The 16227-nt window shown below is 49.4% G+C and carries 11 protein-coding genes; 9 read left to right on the forward strand and 2 right to left on the reverse strand.

The features are described 5' to 3' along the window. Positions 1–12 precede the first annotated feature (12 nt). Positions 13–507 carry a hypothetical protein gene (locus HGH47_RS01620; protein WP_212565052.1) on the reverse strand — a complete coding sequence of 165 codons (495 nt, stop codon included), beginning with the start codon at positions 505–507 and terminating at the stop codon, positions 13–15. A 441-nt stretch (positions 508–948) separates the two neighbouring features. On the opposite strand from HGH47_RS01620, the gene HGH47_RS01625 reads away from it, so the two are divergent. From HGH47_RS01625 to HGH47_RS01645, 5 genes are all read left to right on the forward strand, one after another. Further along, positions 949–2010 (forward strand): flagellar motor switch protein FliG, encoded by a 1062-nt coding sequence (locus HGH47_RS01625; RefSeq protein ID WP_432909878.1) that lies wholly within the window; start codon positions 949–951, stop codon positions 2008–2010. Next, positions 1998–5087 (forward strand): insulinase family protein, encoded by a 3090-nt coding sequence (locus HGH47_RS01630; RefSeq protein ID WP_212565051.1) that lies wholly within the window; start codon positions 1998–2000, stop codon positions 5085–5087. The genes HGH47_RS01625 and HGH47_RS01630 overlap by 13 nt, the downstream gene beginning before the upstream one ends. Positions 5088–5190: 103 nt before the next feature. Continuing rightward, a complete protein-coding gene (locus HGH47_RS01635; RefSeq protein ID WP_212565050.1) occupies positions 5191–7005 on the forward strand; it encodes a DNA topoisomerase IV subunit B in 1815 nt (604 codons plus the stop codon). A 116-nt stretch (positions 7006–7121) separates the two neighbouring features. Then, a complete protein-coding gene (locus HGH47_RS01640; protein ID WP_212565049.1) occupies positions 7122–8357 on the forward strand; it encodes a M20 family metallo-hydrolase in 1236 nt (411 codons plus the stop codon). A 15-nt stretch (positions 8358–8372) separates the two neighbouring features. Then, on the forward strand, positions 8373–9425 hold the full coding sequence (locus HGH47_RS01645; RefSeq protein WP_212565048.1) for a KamA family radical SAM protein: 1053 nt from the start codon (positions 8373–8375) through the stop codon (positions 9423–9425). A gap of 174 nt (positions 9426–9599) precedes the next feature. On the opposite strand, the gene HGH47_RS01650 is transcribed toward HGH47_RS01645, so the two are convergent. Beyond that, entirely contained in the window at positions 9600–10184 is a 585-nt protein-coding gene (locus HGH47_RS01650; RefSeq protein WP_212565047.1) for a hypothetical protein, read from the reverse strand. A gap of 269 nt (positions 10185–10453) precedes the next feature. Here HGH47_RS01650 and HGH47_RS01655 point away from each other — a divergent pair, with 269 nt between their 5' ends. From HGH47_RS01655 to HGH47_RS01670, 4 genes are all read left to right on the forward strand, one after another. Continuing rightward, positions 10454–11473 carry a thiamine ABC transporter substrate-binding protein gene (locus HGH47_RS01655; RefSeq protein ID WP_212565046.1) on the forward strand — a complete coding sequence of 340 codons (1020 nt, stop codon included), beginning with the start codon at positions 10454–10456 and terminating at the stop codon, positions 11471–11473. Between the two features lie 31 nt (positions 11474–11504). After that, on the forward strand, positions 11505–13130 hold the full coding sequence (locus tag HGH47_RS01660; protein WP_432909884.1) for an ABC transporter permease: 1626 nt from the start codon (positions 11505–11507) through the stop codon (positions 13128–13130). A 424-nt stretch (positions 13131–13554) separates the two neighbouring features. Continuing rightward, complete coding sequence (locus HGH47_RS01665; protein WP_432909887.1) at positions 13555–14232, forward strand: ABC transporter ATP-binding protein; 678 nt, start codon at positions 13555–13557, stop codon at positions 14230–14232. Between the two features lie 258 nt (positions 14233–14490). Next, a complete protein-coding gene (locus HGH47_RS01670) occupies positions 14491–16080 on the forward strand; it encodes an NFACT RNA binding domain-containing protein (RefSeq protein WP_212565045.1) in 1590 nt (529 codons plus the stop codon). The last annotated feature ends 147 nt before the right edge of the window (positions 16081–16227 follow it).

The raw sequence follows: 16227 nt of genomic DNA on the forward strand, positions 1-16227 counted from the left end.
TATTATGATGAGCTATTTACTATTGTTTTCCGTTTCAATAGGTATCGGTTTGAGTAATTCAGATACTTCTGCCCGGTATTTTTGCACGAGTTTCAAGTCGTCCGGATGTATGTTAAAAGGAATATCAGAATCTCCGTATTCGATGCTTAATGCGGTATATACAATTACCATAATTTGCAATAGTCCTGTTTTTCCATCAAGGCCGTACTTCCGAAAAAGCGCTTGCAATTTTTTCGGTGCCGGATTCTTTTTAAGAAAAGCTGCCGCTTGATGAGTATCTTCTTCAAGCGCATCCCTGAAGGCTTCGAACCATTGAGCCTCCGTAGAATTCTCATCATATTGAAAGGTATTGAGCTCTTCAAGCAGCTTATTATGATTTTTGATAAATCCTTTCACAGCTTTTTCAGTTAAAATCGGTTTTACCTGAGGCGTTTGCGCCTGTGCGTACAATCCGGTCATCGTGAAAATAACGAGCAGTAGTCCTGCTGCGATACTGTTTTTTGTCATATTATCTCCTCCGTGGTTAACTATTGTAGGGAACCTCTAAAAACTGCAAGCCTATCGGCTTGTTCTGTAAGGAAATTCATTAACTTGTCCGCCTTGCGGACTGCGAATCAGTTTTTAGAGGTTTTCCTTAGACTTAATTTGCGATGTTTCAGTTTAAATCATTACAATATAAAGACTTAAACTGAAACTCGTCGGGCATCTCTAAAAAGCTAACCGAGTTTTTAGAGATGCCCAGTAAACATAAGAAGGTTGAATACCGTTACGAAAAATATGGTGTATTCCGTTTTTTTATGTGCGGCATCTTATAGAATCACTGTCTTACGGTTGCCATATTTTTCGAGGTATTTAGGATAATAAGTTCGTAATATGAGGTCAAGTATAACGTCAGCAAAATGCAGTGTGTTGATACTCGGCTGTTTTTCCATTATATTGGGAGACAGTATGAGTGATCTGGAAAGTGAGATACAGCGGCGCGGATTAATAAAGGTATCGCGTGAGGGTGATCAAAAAGAGAGTCCATACCGCCGCGTTGCAAAGTTTTTATATTTAATCGGAGAGGCGCAGGCGGCAAAGGTACTGCAAAAGCTCACCCGCGAGCAAATCGAAAAAGTAGTAGCGGAAATGTTGACCATCCGCTATGTCGATAAGGACGAAGCCGCCTATATTTTAAGCGAATTTACGGCGCTTTATAACGAAGCGAAGAATTCCGTCGGCGGCGTGGAAACCGCTCAAGGGATTCTGACGGCGGCTTTCGGCGGGGAAAAAGCGCGGGAGATTATCGAGCGGGCAATACCGCCTGCTGCCGAACGGCCGTTCGATTTTTTGGATGGTATCGACGGAGAAAAGCTCAAGCGGCTCTTAGCAGACGAAATGCCTGCAACACAGGCGCTCGTGCTTTCTCAGCTGGAACCGAAAATAGCGGCCGCCTATATTACCGGCTTAAACGATGCGGAAAAGAAAGACATCGTGCTCCGTCTCGCGCGGCTTAAAACCATCAGTCCTGAAATTTTGCAGACGGTAAGCACTTCGATGCGCGAAAAGTTTACCCGCATACGGGCAGGCTCGGCTACCGAAGCAATCGACGGACGCGCGGTACTTGCCGCGATTTTACGGCGCAGCGATTCCGAAACGGAACAGTTTATTTTACAGAACATCGCAGAAGCCAATCCCGAACTTGAACAAAATATCCGCGAACGGCTTTTTACTTTTGAAGATGTGCTCATTGCGGACGACCGCTTTTTACAGAAAAAATTATCCGGTATGGAAAGCTCAGTAATTGCCGCATTGATTTCTTATAAACCGGAAGTCTTTGTCAAAAAAATCCTCGATAACATTTCTAAAAACAGACAGCAGTTCATCCTTGACGATCAGGCGTCGAACCCCGTTTCCGTGCGGGAATGCCGCGAAGTTACTAATCGTTTTTTACAGGAATTGCGGAAAAGCTGGGAAGACGGCGAGCTACTCTTATTCGGAAAGGACGGAGATGACGTATGGATAACCTAATCCACGGGTTTAACATTATTTCAAAAACAGCGCTTGACGAAATGCAGGCGGAGGGTATTCTTGCGCAGCATTGCGAAACCGGACTTGAAGTGTATCACATTCATAACGATGACAGCGAAAATTTATTTGCGTTTGCGTTTATGACCCCGCCTGAAAACAGTTCGGGCGTTGCGCATATTCTGGAACATTCGGTACTCTGCGGTTCTAAAAATTATCCGCTGAAAGATCCTTTTTTAATCCTTTCAAAGCAGAGTGTTAAAACGTTTTTGAATGCGATGACATTCCCCGATAAGACTGTGTACCCTGCGTCGAGCATCCTCGAAAAAGATTATTTTAATTTGATGTCGGTGTACGGCGATGCGGTGTTTTTTCCGCTGCTCAAACGGGAAACCTTTGAACAAGAAGGTCATCGGCTCGAACGAGATGAAAAAGGAAACCCGTATTTTTCCGGCGTGGTGTTAAATGAGATGCGCGGCGCATATGCGGATTTCGATTCCGGTGTAGACCGTGAATTGCGGCATTCTCTCTTGCAGGGGACGGTGTATGCGCACGATTCAGGCGGCTTTCCGCCCGATATCGTCAAGCTCAGCTATGAGGACTTTTGCGCCTTCCATAAAAAATACTATCATCCGGTAAACTGCAAGGTCTTTTTATACGGTAACATCGAAACCGAAAAACAGCTTGCCTTTTTACAGGAACGCTTCTTACGGTTTTTTGAACCGGCGGAAAAGCCGCCGCTTATTCCGGCTATTACGCCCTATCCAACGCCCCGCGTGTTTTCGGCAACGGCGCCCGCAGGAGAAGGAAAAAATCCCGACAAGCTCACGGTAACGATGAATTGGCTGCTGCCCGAAAGCGCCGACATCGACCGGTTGATGGACTGTATGTTTTTGGAGGAGTTGTTGCTGGGACACGACGGAGCGCCCTTACAAAAAAAACTGCTCGACTGCCCCTTTGCCGAGGATGTGTATCCGTACAACGGCGGACAGGCAGATCTGAAAAACATCTGCTTTACGCTCGGCCTTGCAGACATCGATAAAAGCGCGGAGGGACGGTTTGAAGCCTTTATCCTTTCCGGCCTTGAAGACATTGTTCGGAACGGTTTTGAACCTCAGCTGATTGAAACCGCGCTCAATTCCCTCGATTTTTATAACAGAGAAATTACCCGTTCCGGCGGCCCTTTTTCGCTGGTTTTGATGCGGCGGGCGCTCCGCGGCTGGATACACGGCTTTGCGCCGGAGGCTTCGCTCCGTTCCATACCTGCTTTTCAGCGGCTGAAACAACGGCTTTCCCAAAACCCGCATTACGCTCAAGACCTCATCCGTACGCTGCTGCTTGATAATCCCCATCGGACAACCGTTTCCGTACGGCCGGACATTCACTTTTGCGAGAACATCGATGCGAGACTTGCTCAAGAAGCGCACCAAGCGGCGCAAAGCCTCGGCAGCGTAGAACACCATTCGGGTTCCGCCGAACAGACGGCCGTACCCCTTAGCGGACAGGAAACGGCTGCAGGCATTAATCCTGAGGCGGATGCTCAAGCGCAAAATCTTATTCCGCATATTTCAAAAGAGGAGCTGCCACCGGTTGAACCGCCGATACCCGAATGCCTCGAATATTTCGGCAAGGTTCCCGTTATCATCCATGAACAGCCGACAAACGGTATCACCTATATGGACATCGCCGTTCCCGTCGATTCGCTTTCGGCGGAGGACTATACATACCTGACGCTTTATACGTCCGCGCTTTCCTCGATGGGAACAAAAACGCAGAGCTGGGATGCCGTTGCGGCGGAATTCGCTTACCTGACGGGAGGCTTTTCTGCGGTTACCTTTTCCGCAGGCAGGCACCGGACGTCCGAAGCCGCGGTATTTTTCGATAATGCGCTCCGCACGGAAGATGTGGCGGATCGGGACTGGATTTTTATCCGCTCCAAAATGCTGCCCGAATATATCGAACCCGCGGTAAATCGAATTTTTTCGTATCTTAGCGATATTTCTTTTGCCGACGAAAAGCGGTTGAAGGATGTTTTTATTCAGCTGAAAAACGATCTTGATCCGCTGCCGTCGTATTCGGGGCATACGTTGACCGCGCTGTACGCGGCATCCGCATATTCCGGTTCAAAACGGGCGGAAAATCTCTGGATGGGGATTCCTCAGTTGCGTTTTCTGCGCGGGCAGTATGCAGCGCTGGAGCAAAAACCGGCAGCAATCGGTGAACTTGCCCGTAAACTTGAAGAAATACACCGGAAGCTGATGCGCTCCGGCCTTATCGTGAAGGTGTGCGGAACGAGCGCCGATGTGGGCGCTATCAAAAAAGCGCTCACTTCCCATTTACCGCAGTTTGATTTTCCGCACCGCAGTACCGGCGGCTTTAGAACCGAAGCATTTGAAAAACCGGCGGCGCTTTCGGCCTTTCCCAGCGCCGTGCAGGTAGGCTTTGCGGCGCAGCTTCTGCCGGTTACGTTCGATGAAACGGAATACGGCGCTGCTATCGTCTATGCCCAGTGGCTTGAGACGGGGGCATTGTGGGAGGCAATCCGCGTGAAAGGTGGCGCGTACGGCGTTTCGGCATATCCCGATTCCGCAACGGCGTTGTTTACGATGACGACCTACCGCGATCCTACGCCGCTCAAATCCTTGCGCAGTATACGGGATTGTATCGAAAAGAGCATCGCGGCTCCGCTTACCGACTCCGAACTGGAGGCCTTGATTACCGGCACGTACAGCACAGCGCTCCAGCCGAGAACTCCGGCGCAGAGAAGCGCAGCGGCGTTCTCGCGCCTCTTAAACGGGATAACCCATCAGGCGCGGATGCAAACAATCGAAGGTATTATCTCTTGTACACGGGAACGCATGAACCGGCTTGCCGAGCAGCTCGCCGCAGGCGTATCGGGCAATAATGCCGTGCTTTCGGCAAATACAGCAGACGGCATATCAGGAAACATCACATTTCCGGCAACGACGGCGGGAGCTATATCCGGCGGTACCGCTGCGGTAATCTGCTCCGACGCTGCGCTCCGGCAAACGGCAGACAGCGCAGGGCTTCCGCCGCTCAGCATTATGCCCTCAATTTAAGGATAAAATGTATATGTGCGCAGCATGCGCACGGCTAAAAACTTTTTCGGATTTTCACCATCTTATCCTACAAAAATTTTATGGGAGGAAAATTTAAAACAACATGGCTGCAAAGAATACGTATGATGAATCGAAAATAAAGACGCTGAGCTCATTGGAGCATATCAGGCTCCGCACCGGTATGTATATCGGCCGGCTCGGAAACGGCTCGAACCCCGATGACGGTATTTACATCCTGTTAAAAGAAGTGCTCGATAACTCCATCGATGAGTTCATCATGGGAAACGGCGACCGCATCGACGCACTTTTAAAGGACAACAAAGTTACCGTGAGGGATTACGGGCGCGGCATTCCGCTTGGGAAGGTCGTGGAATGCGTGTCGGTCATCAACACCGGTGCAAAGTACAATGATGAAGTTTTTCAGTTTTCGGTGGGCTTGAACGGTGTCGGTACCAAGGCGGTGAACGCACTCTCCGAATATTTCCGAGTGGTTTCCGTCCGCGACGGGAAATACGCCGAAGCGGTGTTTGAGCGGGGGGTGTTAAAGCACGAAAAACAAGGAGATGCCAAAAAAGGCATTAAAAACGGTACGCTCGTGGAGTTTATTCCCGACAGGGAAATATTCGGCGACTATACATTCAACCTCGACTTTATCGAAAAGCGGATGTGGAACTACGCCTATCTGAACGCCGGTCTTACGCTCACCTTTAACGGCGCTTCATACGTATCGGAAAACGGCTTACTCGATCTGCTCAATGCGGAAATCGGCGAAGAAACGCTCTACACGATTGCTCATTTTAAGGAAGCAAAGCTCGAATTTGCCTTTACCCACACCAACAACTACGGCGAGACCTATTTTTCGTTTGTCAACGGACAGTATACCTCGGACGGGGGTACGCATCTTTCCGCTTTTAAAGAAGGCTTGCTGAAAGGCATTAACGAATACTACCGAAAAAACTACAAGAGCGAGGATGTCCGCGAAGGCACCTGCGCGGCGGTGGCGGTCAAGGTGCAAGCGCCCGTGTTCGAAAGTCAAACGAAAAATAAGCTCGGCAATACCGAGGTGCGGCCGTGGATTGTCAACGGTACCAAGGCCGCCGTGGTGGAATGGCTGCAAAAAAATGCCGAAGCCGCGCGGAAGCTGGAAGAAAAAATCCTCGCAAACGAGCGGCTGCGGACAGAGCTGAACAGTGTTAAAAAAGAAGCGAAAGCTGCCGCAAAAAAAATTACAATGAAAATCCCGAAACTGAAAGACTGCAAGTTTCACCTTGGGGATAAGCAGTACGGCAATGAGTCGATGATTTTTATCACTGAGGGAGACTCGGCTTCGGGTTCAATGGTTTCGAGCCGCGACGTTCTTACGCAAGCGCTTTTTTCGCTGCGCGGTAAGCCCGAAAATATGCACGGTAAAAAACGCGCGGCCATCTACAAAAATGCGGAGCTTTATAACATGATGATGGCACTCGGTATCGAAAACAGTCTTGAAAGTCTCCGCTATAATAAGATCATCATCGCAACCGATGCCGATAACGACGGCTTTCATATCAGAAATCTTTTGCTCACCTTTTTTCTCACCTACTTTGAAGAGCTGGTGCTGAGCGGGCGGATTTTTATTTTGGAAACGCCGCTTTTCCGGGTGCGCACCAAAAAAGAGACCTGCTATTGTTATTCGGAAAAAGAGCGGGATGTCGAAATGAAGCGGCTCGGTGCAGCGGCGGAGGTTACCCGTTTTAAGGGATTGGGAGAAATAAGCCCGAGCGAATTCGGTCAATTTATCGGAAAGGATATCCGCCTGTTGCCGGTCAGCATTCAGACCGTGAAAAAGATCCCGGGCGTTCTTGAGTTTTATATGGGAAAAAACACCCCCGAACGCAAAGCCTTTATTATGAAAAATCTTCTTGCGGAAGTCGACGCGTAGAACGATCGTTCCTTTTATTTGCAGAATCGCCGCCAATATGGTATAGTAGAAGTCTCTTTTGAGAGTGCTTTGCTCTTTTGAAAAGAGTTTAATTTCATTACGTATGTGGAGGTTGTATGTCAAATTTTTTAACCGTAAAAGATTTTATTGCTCAACAAAAAGATAAGATGATTGAGCTTGAACGGCTTTTGTGCTCCATTCCTGCTATGGCTCCGGAGTCGGATGGCGACGGGGAGTTGAAAAAATGCGAAGCGCTGGAAGCGTATTTAAAAAAGCTCGGCTTTACTCAATTTGAACGGTTCGATGCACCCGATACGCGGGTATCCTCCGGTATCAGACCGAACCTTGTCGTTACTATTCCGGGTAAAGACGATTCAAAACGGGTTTGGATTATGGCGCATACCGATGTGGTGCCGCCCGGAGAACTCGCAAAATGGGAAAGCGATCCGTGGGTATTGAAGCAGGACGGTGATAAAATTATCGGGCGCGGTGTAGAGGATAACCAGCAAGGACTGACCGGAGCGGTATTCGCCGCTTACGCATTTCTTGCATTAAAGATTCAGCCTGCTCACACCGTAAAATTGTTGTTTGTTGCCGATGAAGAAGTGGGTTCGAGATACGGCGTTATTTATCTTTTAAATAATCATCAGCTGTTTAAGCCGCAGGATATTATCGTTGTCCCTGACGGGGGAGATCCTTCGGGCGAGACGATTGAGGTTGCGGAAAAGAACCTGTTGTGGTTAAAGGTTGTGGTGCATGGAGTGCAAACGCACGCCTCACGTCCTGATTTAGGAAAGAATGCGCACATTGCAGCGGCGGATTTAGCGCTCCGGTTGAATGCTTTGGAAAAGGTATTTTCAAAGCAAGACAATTTGTTCGAGCCGCCGTATTCGACCTTGCAGCCGACAAAAAAAGAAGCGAATATTCCGAACATCAACACCATTCCGGGCGATGATGTGTTTTATATGGATTGCCGTGTACTTCCCTGTTACACTGTTGCGGAAGTGATGGAGAAGATAAAAGTCGAGGCGAGTGCGATAGAAGCAAAATACGGCGTACAGGTTGAGCTTATTATTGATGATTCGGCGGAATCGCCTGCAACGCCTGTCGATGCCGAGGTCGTTACGATGCTGTCAAAGGCTATCGAAAAAGTACACGGCAAAAAAACGCAAACCATCGGTATCGGCGGCGGAACCGTTGCCGCTCCGCTCCGTCAGGCAGGCTTTAACGCTGTCGTATGGAGTACGCTCGACGATATGGCGCATCAGCCGAATGAATACTGTATTATGAAGAACTTAATCGACGATGCACAGGTACTGGCAGCATTGATGTACGGAGTTGATGCGCTGTAAATGTGTGACGGAGGTATGAACGCCGCACCGGATGATGATAGCCGGGGTGATAATCGTTGGAATGATGATTGGCGAAATGAGCGTGCTTGGGATAAGGTTATCCGCTTGCCGGAACATGTTTCGCCGGCGTTTAAAGCCTTGATTACCTCCGCAGAACCTGCCGCCGCTGCTGCGCTGCGCCGGCAGGTTCTTTTCTCCGACGACGAACAGGTCGTGTCGGAGGAAGAGCGGGGCGACCCGCTCGGCGAGGCGCGCTATTGCGTTACCCCGTATCTGGTACACCAATATCCGAACCGCGTGCTGCTATTGAGTACCGGCCGCTGCATCTCGTATTGCCGGTACTGTTTCCGGCGGGAATTTACCGCCCGCTCAAGCGGTTTTATTTCCGATGAGCAAATCGGAGCGGTAACATCATACCTTAAAACACATCTCGAAGTACAAGAAATTCTGGTTTCGGGCGGTGACCCGATGAGCGGCAGTTTTGAGCAGATAAAACATCTGTTGGAAAGTCTCCGTTCCGTCCGTCCCGATTTGCTGATCCGCCTTTGCACCCGTGCGCCGGTTTTTGCACCGGAGCTTTTTACCGAAGATTTTATGACACTTCTCCGTTCCGTCCGTCCGCTTTGGGTGATTGCACATATAAACCATCCGGCGGAACTCGGTACGGCGCAGCGGCAAGCTTTAACCCGCTGTATCGATTCGGGGATTCCGGTGCAAACCCAGACCGTATTGCTGCGCGGCGTTAATGATGAGCCCGCCGTTCTTGCGGAGCTTTTCCACGCGCTGGTATGTATGGGGATAAAACCCGGGTATCTGTTTCAAACGGATTTGGCGCGGGGGACGGCGCATTTTCGCGTACCGCTCGAAAAAGCCGCGCTTATATGGAAAACATTACGTAAACGCCTTTCCGGCTTATCATTACCGCAATTTGCAGTCGATTTACCGAACGGCGGAGGAAAATTCCCGCTTTCCGCCCTGCTGCTCTATGAGGATATTGTCTCCTCGTTAAAAGACGGCCGCTTTTCGGCGCGCGGTATAGACGGAAAGACCTATACCTATCCGAGGTAGATGTATTGCCTAATGACGAGGGAGAAGCGTCATTGCCTTTTATCATCCCCGTAGCCGCTGCACTTTCAATTAATTCACAATTATGAATTAATGAAGCGACCTCTTTCTTTATCGTTCTAATTGTATGAACTGCTATAGCTGAAAAGCAAAGAACAGCGACAATATGACAACCTTTTAAAAATTAGCGAGAAAATAAATGCCGAGAAAGATAGCCAGCCGAGCTTTCTCTGCCGAAAGCTTAGGCTGTGCCGTGAGGCATTCAAGATAATACCAAAAAAGTCCGAAATCGGGATCGATACGGATGGCGTATTCTAAAAAACCTTCGCCGTCGATTTGTCGACCGAAAAGCAATAATACTACATCATGCAAGACGCCGAGACATTCGGGTAATAATTCCTCATAATCGACCGGCTTTTCTGCCTGCTGCATAGATTCACAAAAACTGCGGAGCCGATAGAGGACATCCTCTTTTACATCTTCATCTGCTTTTTCAACCCACATCTTATCGACAAGCAGGCGTACGTTTTTTTCAAAGCTGCGGATGAGGTTGATTTGATAGTGCTGCGTAATCGGCTCGGTACCGGTAAATACCTGTTCAAATGTCCCCCCCGTATGAAAAGCTCTTGCAATAAGTAGAGCCTGTACGGCAAATACTTCAGCATCCTCCGCAGAGAGAAACGCCGGAAGATATTCAACTGCGGCCTTATGTATTTGTTCCGGTAGTTGTATATCGACATCGTTAAAAATAGATTGGAGCATGCCTAAAAATGGTCTTTAATTTATTTTTTGTCAAGTAGTTAGTGATTTATGTCATGCTCTAATGACATTAAGATACTGCTTGCACTTTTTTTGCGAATATACTAGGATACGCATACTTGGGGTGCCGGAACAGTGGATTGGAGCCTTTAAGAACCTCATCGGCTTTTTAGAGACAACTAAATCTATTCGTTCCGTGCTGAGAGCATACCCGAAAAGGCGTCTGTACGGATGCCTTACACCTGATCCGGATAATGCCGGCGGAGGGAATAATGAAGTTACGTCTTTATTTTTTTTTGTTTATCGTATGTTCAATCATACTGCCTTCAACCGCTTTTGCAGGCGGAAAACAAGATACTGCGGAAAAAATCGTTGTTGTCTATACCTATGACTCTTTTGCTTCTGAATGGGGGCCGGGCGCCGAAATAGCCAAACGCTTCAAAGAGCAAACGGGCTACACCGTCAATTATGTGATCTGCGAGGATTCAGGTTCCGTCCTATCGAAAGCGATGGCCGAAAAAAAGAATCCGCGTGCCGATGTGCTGCTCGGTATCAATGCGTTTCTTGTCGATAAGACGCGCAGTGCAGGCGTTCTGGAACCGTATACCTCTCCGAATTTGGATAAAGTTGTTCCGCAAGATGTTATAATGACTGATGATCAACTACTCACCCCGTATGATTGGGGCTATTTTGCGATTATGTATGACACTCAGTCAAAGGTGCCTGCTCCTCAGTCGCTGGAAGATTTAACAAAACCAGAATATGCAAAATCCTTGGTTATCATGGATCCCCGCACGAGCGCTCCCGGCTTAGGTTTTGCCGCATGGACAAAGGCTGTTTACGGGAACGATTATCTTTCGTACTGGAAAAGACTGATGCCTTCTATCCTGACGATGAGCCATTCGTGGAGCGCGGGATACGGGCTGTTTACGGCAGGGGAGGCTCCGCTTGCGGTCAGCTATACCACCAGTATGGCCTATCACATCCGGTATGATAAAACCGATCGGTATCAGGCATTGACGTTTGCCGAGGGGAATATGATCGCACTTGAGGGAATGGGCGTCGTTAAAAATGCCCCGCATAGAGCAGCGGCTCACGCTTTTATCGATTTTATGCTGACCGAAAAAGCACAGGAAGTGTTGCCCGAAACGCAGTGGATGTATCCGGCAAATACCGCGGTGCAGCTTCCCGAATCATTTAAAACAATCCCGATGCCGAAAAAATCGCTGACGATTTCCGGTACCGAGGCGGAAACGGCGGTAGACGCTATTATTTCAGTATTGGAAAAATAACCGTATTTTTGCATTTTTATCGCAGAATTGTATGGATTCAGTGAATTGGAACGCTGCGAAGCGGACACTACTGCAAAACGCTTTTGTAGTAGGCGGCGGGTTGTTATTCTGTGCGGTGCTGATTGCTTTTTTCGTACCGCTCGGAGCTGCCGTTTTTCCGGCCTTTGGCGGAGGCGCTTCTGCAGTGTCGTTCCGGCCTTTATGGAAAGCTGCCCGTTTTACCGTGATGCAAGCATTTCTCTCTGCGGCAGGGGCAAGCGGTATCGGCCTCTGTGCGGCGTTTTTTTGCGCCCGCCGGAGGTTCTTCGGACGAAAGTTGTTGCTCTCTCTTTCGGCGATACCCTTGAGCGTGCCGCCGGTGGTTATCGCGCTTGCGTTTATCCTCTTTTTCGGAAAAAACGGTTTACTGAATAAACTGCTTGCGGCGCTTTCGGCAGGGCAGCTTTCAATCGGCACCTTCCTTTATTCGACGGGCGGCATTGTGCTTGTACACACCTTTTATAATTTTCCCATCACGATGCGTACCGTATCCGCCGCATGGGAACAACTCCCTGAGGAAACCGAACAAGCCGCTCTTTTGCTCGGAGCCTCACCGCTGCGCATTTTTAGTACGGTGATCTTTCCGGCATTGAAGGCGCCGCTGTGTGCTTCGTTCGTCATTATCTTTTTATATTGTTTTTTCAGCTTTGTGATTATTCTGTTGCTGGGCGGTCTCGGCGTAACAACGCTGGAGGTTGAGTTGTATCAAACCATCCGCAGAGATATACACGCGAGTACCGCGGCGTATATTGCGCTGGTGGAAACCGGTATCGCAGCGGCTGCGGTAGGGCTGTACGCTTATTTAAGGAATAGAACACCCGATCATGCTGAAAACACCCAATACGCCCGCATTCGGTTGAACATCGGCGGCGCAGCAGAATATGTCTTTTTTGCCGCGCTTATCTGTGTTATCTGTTTTTGTTTGCTGTTTCCGCTCGCTTCTCTGGTGTGGTACTCTCTGTCGAGTCCTAAGGCGCCGCTCACGATAACCGCTGATGCGTGGCGACAGCTTTTACAGCGGCCTCACTTTTGGGGCGCGGTGCGGCAGACCATACAGACAGGGATCGGCACCGCTGTGCTTTCCGTAACGGCTGCGCTTTTTTTTGCGTATGCAGCGTTTCAATCAAATCGGAAGTGGTATAAAAGCCTGCCGCTCATTCCTTTTGCAGTTTCTTCTATTGTACTGGGATCGGGGTGGTTGAAGCTTGATACTGTGCCGTCGCTGCTGTTGCTGGTTATTGTGCAAAGTTCGCTTGCGTGGCCCTTTGCGTGGATGCAAATAGAGACCTGCCTCGCAAAAATTCCCCGTTCGGTACTCGACGCCGCCCATCTTTTGTCCTCTACCCGCACGGATGCATTTTTTCGGGTATTTCTACCGTTATGCAAAACCGGTATTATATCTGCGCTGTGCTGCGTGTTTGCAATCAGCGCGGGGGACGCATCGCTGCCGCTTCTGCTCCACATTCCGAACTTTGAAAATCTCGCGCTGATGCTGTTCCGCTTTGCCGGTTCGTATCGGTTCACCGAAAGCGCCGGTATCGCGGTGATTCTTGCTGTGCTGACTGGCTCGCTCTTTTATATTCAAGACACGGCGAGGGAGCGCGGACAAACGCATTAGACGTTTTGTCATGTCCGCCACGGATGGCGGTGATACTAATCAGCAGCAAGTTTTTCGTTAGAAAAACTTGTTATGAACACTGTACAAGGAAGTACAGTGTTCATATTGTCCCGCAAAATAAAGAGGCCGTTCAACCAGAACTGCCATGGATGGCAGTAGTTCCATACAGTAGCGATGTTTTGTGTGCACACAAAACTCGCCTTCAACTGCTGTACACGGATGTACAGCAGTTGAAGATGGTTCAAATGGTCTCACGGCCTCTTTATTTTGCGATTTATATCAACCTGTCTGATGCGTTTGTCCTTCTGTGGAAAAAAGCGTTCAAAATTTTATTTAAAATTTTGAACGTAAGGAAGACAACCGCTTGGAAAGATTAAAGTGCGGTTGCCCTGTGTATCAAAAGTGCGTATGGTAGGGAACGTATATGAAAGGTGATTCGATGGTTTTTCCGATAAATAGAGAGAATGGAGGAAGTGAGGCATTTCTCCGGCTTGTTTGTTTGACGAAGCGGTTGCCGTCAAAGACTATCAGTCTTTCCTGTTCGGTGGAAAAGGCTGGGACGCTTGCGCTGCTCGGTTCGTCGGGCTGCGGTAAGTCAACCGTGCTTAAAATGATCGCAGGTTTATTGCCCGCCGATTCGGGAAACGTCTTTTTGAACGGACGTGATATTACCGATGAGCCTGTCAAAAACCGCAGCGTCGGTATGGTCTTTCAGGACTATGCGCTATTCCCTCATTTAAGTGTCGAAGACAATATCGGGTACGGCCTCGTTTCGCAAGGGATATCAAAAAGGGAAAGCAGGCGGGCTGCTGCGGAATGGCTCGAACGTTTCGGTTTGACCGGTATGGAAAAAAGACGGATTGAAGGACTCTCCGGCGGGGAGCGGCAGCGTGTCGCCCTTGCGCGGGCGCTTGCGGTAAACCCGCTCGTGGTCTTGTTCGACGAACCGCTTTCCGCTCTCGATGCTCCGTTACGGCTTAAACTCCGCGAAGAGCTCAAAAAACATCAAGCTGAAATGCGGTACACGGCAATATACGTTACCCATGACCGCGACGAAGCCGAGTACCTCGCCGACAACATCATCGAGATGCCTTCCTCCTGATCGAAATTTTAGGTATCATTTCTTTAAGCTCAGGGCAAACGCATCAGACCGATAGATGCCATTTCACAAGATAACGGATACTACTGCCTAGAACCAGTGCTTTTGAAAATAGATGGTGTAGCTACAAGGAGTTAGCTGAAAATAAAGCGCAGGCGTATCTATGATACGTTGAGCATTTATTTTCAGCGTGCGACGCAGTAGATGCGCCGTATATTTTCAAAAGTATCTGATGCGTTTGCCCTGTGACTGGAGGTATGGATGTCGCTTAATTGCGCTGAAATTGATAAAATTCTGGAAGAGCTCGATTTGGAAGGCTCATACATACAAAAGGTGGTACAGTCATCCTATTCCGTGATGGTGCTGCACCTCTATAAGACCCGCCCGATGAGTTTGGTCATCTGTCTTGAACCGGGGGCGTGCCGCCTGCATGAAACTACGCGGAAGATTCCTAAGTTCGACAAGCCGCTCCGTTTTATGGAGCTGCTCCGTTCCCGTCTCCGCGGCGCCAAGATTACCGAGGCCGTTCAGCTGAACAACGACCGCATTGTCAGGCTTTCGTTGGAGACCGCTTCAGGTATGCTCTACCTCTATATCCGGCTGTGGAGCGGGGCGGCGAATATGCTGCTTGTCGATAACGGCATTATCGTCGATGCCTTTTACCGCCGACCTTCCCGCCATGAAGTGAGCGGAGAGCCATGGCAGCCCCTGCCGCGGGAACATCAGACTGCCGGTAGGTTAGAAATCGAAGCGGCTGCGATGCAGACTTTTGGAAACAAGCCAAGTGTTGCGACGGACGTTGAAGCAAAGACCACAGAAAGCGCATCCGCTGCTGTATCTTCCGCATCGAATGCAAAAAACACGTCTGCTGTCGTATCTTCTCCTGCCGCTGACAAACCGGTAAAAACCTACACCATCCGCAGCTATGATGCGTCCAAGACCTTTAACGAAGCGATTGATGAATGGTATGTGCGGCAGGCGCCTGTGCTTTCGCTCGAAGCGCTGCGTGCGGAAGCGGAGCGTTTTTACGGTCTTAAAATAGAGAAGATTTCCCGTGCGCTGGAAAAGCTCGAAGCAAAAAAGCATTCGTTTTTGCAGGCGGATACGCTGAAACATCAAGGTGATTTACTCTTGGCAAATCTCTACCGGATTCCACAGGGTACCTCTTCCGTAAAACTGGAAGATTATGCGGCGGACAACCGGATTATCCGCATTGCCCTCGACCCGAGAAAAACCGCGCAGGAAAATGCCGCCGGATACTATGAGCGGTATAAAAAAGCTGTTTCGGGGCTTGAGGCGCTCACCGATGACATCGAAGCCTCTAAGCGGACGCTCGCCGCGCTTAACGAAGAGCTTGCAAAGCTGCGGGTTGAAGAAAATCCTTACCTTATCGAAAAGGTGCTGCATAAAAGAAAGATACCCGTGCAGCGGAAACAGGCGGCTCAAGAAAAAGAGCGGCCGGGACTTACGTTCTACCATGACGGATGGATTCTGTATGTCGGTAGGACAGCCGCCGAAAACGATGAGCTGCTACGGCACCACGTGCGGGGCAAGGATATGTGGCTTCATGTGCGGGACTATTCCGGCGGCTATGTCTTTATCAAAAACAAAAACGGAAAGACCGTTCCACTGCCGGTGCTGATTGCAGCGGGGAACCTCGCCGTGTTTTATTCAAAGGCGCGCCGGAACGGACAAGCCGATCTCTACTACACCGCCGTGAAGGATTTGCGGAGGGCGAAGAACGCGCCGAAAGGAACCGTACTCCCGTCAAACGAAAAAAATCTTTCCATTAAACTTGATCCGGCGGTTCTGAAACAGCTTGAACAGTCGCGGGAGGAAGTGCTTAGCTGATGGGTACGTTGTAATATTTAATGGGTAACTATATTTTGGGCGTTTCGGCCGGTCAAACATCGACATAGATGTTTGACCGACCGTCGGGCTTTGCGGGGTTCCGCTAGCGCTTCATTCCTGCGGAACAGCTGCGCTGCCCCTCCAATC

The sequence above is a fragment of the Treponema sp. OMZ 805 genome, assembly GCF_050937395.1.
Taxonomy (GTDB): domain Bacteria; phylum Spirochaetota; class Spirochaetia; order Treponematales; family Treponemataceae; genus Treponema.